Source organism: Deltaproteobacteria bacterium (assembly GCA_009929795.1).
Taxonomy (GTDB): domain Bacteria; phylum Desulfobacterota; class Desulfovibrionia; order Desulfovibrionales; family Desulfomicrobiaceae; genus RZZR01.
Genome location: RZZR01000185.1, coordinates 1 through 4,159, shown reverse-complemented (window position 1 = coordinate 4,159; position 4,159 = coordinate 1). Strand labels below are relative to the sequence as shown.

The window sequence follows — 4,159 nt, the reverse complement described above, 5'->3', positions numbered from 1 at the left end:
GATGAAGACTGAAAGCATGCCCAGTAAGAATAAAAGATAGACGTTTCGGCTGGATAGGGCCAGGGCCAGGCCGACCAGTGTCAGGCAGATCGTGGAAAACGTGTAGGCCAGTTTCATATGCCAGACGGTCCGCAGTCTGGCCACGCCGGAGCCCGAGCGCTCCAGTTCCTCGATGACCCGCCCCAATTGCCAGATGGACAGACCTTCGGGATCGGTTTTGGGGTCGACAACCAGAAAGGTGGCCGGATCGGTGGCCAGGTTTAGATCCTCGGCCTGGACGGTCCGGGTGGAGAAATCCAGGGGATCGACCACGGTCACACCCTCCAGATGCCAGGGACCCGAATCTTTTTCGGCTGAAAACGCTTCCGCCGAGACGATTTTCCGCAAGTCACCGTAGTCCGCGGCGGTTTCAAAGACTGTCAGCCCCCGGCCGGTTCTGGTCGAAGGGGTCACTTCCTCCAGATGAATCATGTGCCGGTTTTCCTTGAACCAGACGTCAAAGAGGGTCCGGTTTTCGACCTGCCGGTTTCGGACCTCCGAGTCCCAGATGCGGGTCGATTCGCGGTCGCTGGCATAGCCCAGGTATTGGGAGAAGAACAGGTGAATCCCGGTCCAGATCAAGGCCCAGACCAGAAAGAAGCGGATCACGGATCCCATGGACAGGGCCGAGGACTCCAGGGCGATCAGTTCCCGGGTCCTGGACATGAGGCCCAGTTGGATGAGGATGGAGAGCAGAAAGACTATGGGCAGAAGCTGGGTGACGATGAGGGGGAGCTTCAGGACGAAGTACCAGACGATGGTTCCTGCCGGGACGCCTTGGTTCAGGAATTTTTCCAGGCGGTCGAAGACATCCACCAGGAGATAAATCCCAAGGGACAAGCCAAAAATGAGGAGGAAATAGGTCAGATTCTGGCGAAGCAGGTAGCGCTGGAGAATGGTCATGGCTCTGCGGCCGAAGGTCCCGGCGGGTCGAAGAGCTGAAAGACGAAGCCCCGGTTCTGGTCGACAAAGGAGGGTGTGGGCAAGTGGTCCATGTATTTTTCCCTTCGGCTACGCTTCTGGACCAGAATCACAGGCACGGATCGGTTTGGATCTGTGACCAGCCGCGAGAATTCGTCGAGCCCGAACTTGCGACCCTGGCCCTCTGGGGTATTGATGCCGTAGGAGATTTCCCCGGCTCCGAGGAGGATGTTCACGTCTGGGCGGCGATAGTACCAGGCCACGGCCCGGAAGACATGGTCGTCGGAAAAAACCACGGCCTCGGGTCGAACCAAGTGGGCGTTTTTCTCCAGGAATGCACCCGGGGCCTTGATCTCGCCGACCAGCTGGGTCGGAAAAAGGAAAGGGACCATGATCATGGCCGGGATTGGAGCCAGGGCAAAGGCCTGGACGGTCCGGGCCGGTATTCGTTTCCTGACGATCCAGGCCAGGATGCCCAGCCATGACAGAATGGCGGCCCCGGCCAGAAGATTCTTCCAGGCCTCGGGCCCGGTATAGGGCCGGATCGCGTCAGGCCCGAAGAGGTGCACCCCCCAGACAACCAATAAGCCAAGACCGAGAAAGACCATCATAAAAACGGCCGCTCCCTGGATCAATTTATTACGGGATTCCCAGACCCGTACCAGGCCAAAGGCCATGAGCAGGGCCAGAGGGGGGAAGCAGGGCAGGATATAGGTGCCGAGCTTACCGCTGGAGGCCGAAAAAAACAGGAACGGAAACAGGGCCCAGCAGACGGCGTAGCGAATCAAAGGCAGTTTGAGGTGTTCGCGGGCAATACCCTTGGCCGCGGCAGGGAAGAGGAGCGTCCAGGGCAGGGCCCCGGCCAGGAGCACGGGCAGGAAGAACCAGAGCGGCTGCGGGTGCTGGGCCTCGTCGGACAGATATCTCTGGATGTGCTCGACCCAGAAGAAGTAGCGCCAGAAGTCAGGTTCCCGGCCGTGAACGACAAGGGCCCAGGGCAGAGCGGTGAGGAAGGCAAACAGCATGGGTGTCCAGCAGAGGGTGAAGAGTTCCTTCCAGCGTTTTTCCCAGAGCATGTAGGGCACGATGGTCACCACGGGCACGGCAAAGGCCGTGAACCCCTTGGTCATGAAGGCTAGGCCGCAGACAACTCCGAACAGGGCCAGAAAGATTTGGCGTTTGAGCCCCGGTGGAGTTTGAGCGGCCAGGAAGAACAGCGCACAGGCAACGGTCAGAAATCCGGTCAGGGGTGAATCCAGCACGGAAAAGGTGCCAATGGCGTAGACCCAGCCCATGGTCAAAAAGATGGCAGGAGCCAGCAGGGCCGTGGACCGGTCCCTGAAAAAGCGTCGGGCCAGGAGATGAATGACCAGGGCGGCCAGACCGGCGGCCAGAGCCGATGACAGGCGAATGGCCATGGGGGTCTCGCCCAGGACGAGCATGGAGGCGGCATTCAGCCAGTAGCCAAGGACAGGCTTCTCGAAATAGCTCAGCCCGATGAGGCGGGGAACGGCCCAGTCTCCGCTCTGGATCATCTCCCAGGGTATCATGGCGTAGCGGGTCTCATCAGGGATGACGATGGGCCGCACGCCCAGGGGAAGGATGTAGACGAGGACAAAGGCCAGAACGAGGATGAGCCCCGACCGCTTCGGCCAAAGAGAGGTCGACAGATCTTGGTTCATGATGTTCCTTGAAGGGTTTGCTGGAAGGCCAGCCAGCCTTCCCGGCCGTGAAGATGGCCCTGGACCATGGCCGCCCTGACGATGGCCCCATTTCTTTCAGCCTCGGCCGCTAGGTCGCCGAGCGGGGAGAGGGCCCAGCCTCGGGCCATGGCCCGGTCCAAAAAGTCATGGAACAGAGGACGGCAGGAAAGGCCCTCGGCCTCGGCGTGGATGGTCAGAACATTGAGCTGGCCAGGACGGAGCAGGTTCAGGATATGGTCGTTGAATTGGTCAGGCCCGATGTCGTTTCGGCCCACGACCTCGTCATAGGTCGGCAAGGTCACTGGAACCTGAGGAATTTTCAAAGTTTTGTCGTCGATGATCGGATAGAAGATGTCCGTGCCCCGACAATCGGAGTGGAACGAGAGCGGCAGGTCGTCCTTGGCCTTGAGGACGGCCTCGGTGGTGCGCCAGCCGGGAGAGGCCGTGGAAACGGGAACGGTGTCGAGAATTTCGGACAAAACCGTGAGTCCGCGAAGGATGTCGGCCCGGATCTGGTCCTGGCCCCAGGTACGGGATCTGGCCTGCCAGGCGTGGTGGTCCCAGGCGTGGAGGCCGATCTCATGGCCTGCGGCGGCCGTGTCAACGATGATCTGCCGACAACGGCGGCCAATGATGGGCCCGGGCCAGAGGGTGCCCCGGATCAGGATGTCCCAGCCGTAGAGGCTGGCCGCTTTGGTCCGGAGCATCTTGCACGCGAAGGAGGGCCGCAGGAGCCGGAAGAGGTGACGCCCCATGTTGTCCGGGCCCACGGAAAAATAGAAGGTGGCCCGGATGTTCCTCTCGGCCAGGAGGCCGCACAGGGCCGGAACGCCTTTGGCGGTTCCCCGGAGGGTGTCGACATCGACGCGAAGGCCGATCCGGCGGTCGTCGTTCATGAACCGGATTTGCCACCGCGGGCGGCAACGGCCTCGCAAAGAAAATAGTCCAGGGTCTTTTCCACTGACTCGACCAGGGCCACGGACGGGGTCCAGCTGACCAGACGGCGGGCGTTTCTGATGCTCGGACGCCGATGCTGGACGTCCTCGTAGCCCCGGCCGTAGTAGGACCGGCTCTCGATGACCTTGTACCCGGCAAAGGGAGGAAATTCGCCACGCAGGGGATGGGCCTCGAAGCGGTCCACTAGAAGTTCGGCCAATTCCTTGATGCTGGCTTCGTTGTCCGGATTGCCGATGTTCACGATCTGGCCGTTGCAATTGTCGGCCTTGTTCTCGATGAGGCGGGTCAGGCACTCCACTCCGTCGACTACGTCGGTGAAGCAGCGTTTCTGGAGGCCTCCGTCCACGAGTTGGATGGGTGTACCCTCAACCAGATTGAGGATGAGCTGGGTGATGGCCCGGGAACTGCCGATGCGGGCCGAGGCCAAACTGTCCAGGCGGGGGCCGATCCAGTTGAAGGGCCGGAAGATGGTGAACGCGAGGGCACGGGTGGCCCCGTAGGCCCAGATGACCCGGTCGAGCATCTGCTTGGCGCAGGAG

4 protein-coding genes are annotated in these 4,159 nt (G+C 61.2%); all 4 read right to left on the bottom strand.

Going from position 1 to position 4,159, the window contains the following annotated elements:
* Window positions 1-942 (bottom strand): LptF/LptG family permease (locus EOM25_12755; protein ID NCC26044.1); only part of this gene is annotated, 942 nt, incomplete at its 3' end.
* The gene (locus tag EOM25_12750) at window positions 939-2,642 is read right to left on the bottom strand and encodes a phospholipid carrier-dependent glycosyltransferase (GenBank protein ID NCC26043.1); all 1,704 of its coding nucleotides are present in this window, start codon (window positions 2,640-2,642) and stop codon (window positions 939-941) included. The genes EOM25_12750 and EOM25_12755, both read right to left, overlap by 4 nt.
* The gene (locus tag EOM25_12745; protein ID NCC26042.1) at window positions 2,639-3,559 is read right to left on the bottom strand and encodes a 4-deoxy-4-formamido-L-arabinose-phosphoundecaprenol deformylase; all 921 of its coding nucleotides are present in this window, start codon (window positions 3,557-3,559) and stop codon (window positions 2,639-2,641) included. The genes EOM25_12750 and EOM25_12745 overlap by 4 nt, the downstream gene beginning before the upstream one ends.
* A partial coding sequence (locus EOM25_12740; GenBank protein NCC26041.1) for an NAD-dependent epimerase/dehydratase family protein occupies window positions 3,556-4,159 on the bottom strand: 604 nt, incomplete at its 5' end. The genes EOM25_12745 and EOM25_12740, both read right to left, overlap by 4 nt.

Excerpts from the sequence above, each read along its gene's own strand:
- EOM25_12750 (NCC26043.1), bottom strand. The coding sequence starts at position 2,642 with ATGAACCAAGATCTGTCGACCTCTCTTTGGCCGAAGCGGTCGGGGCTC.
- EOM25_12745 (NCC26042.1), bottom strand. The coding sequence starts at position 3,559 with ATGAACGACGACCGCCGGATCGGCCTTCGCGTCGATGTCGACACCCTC.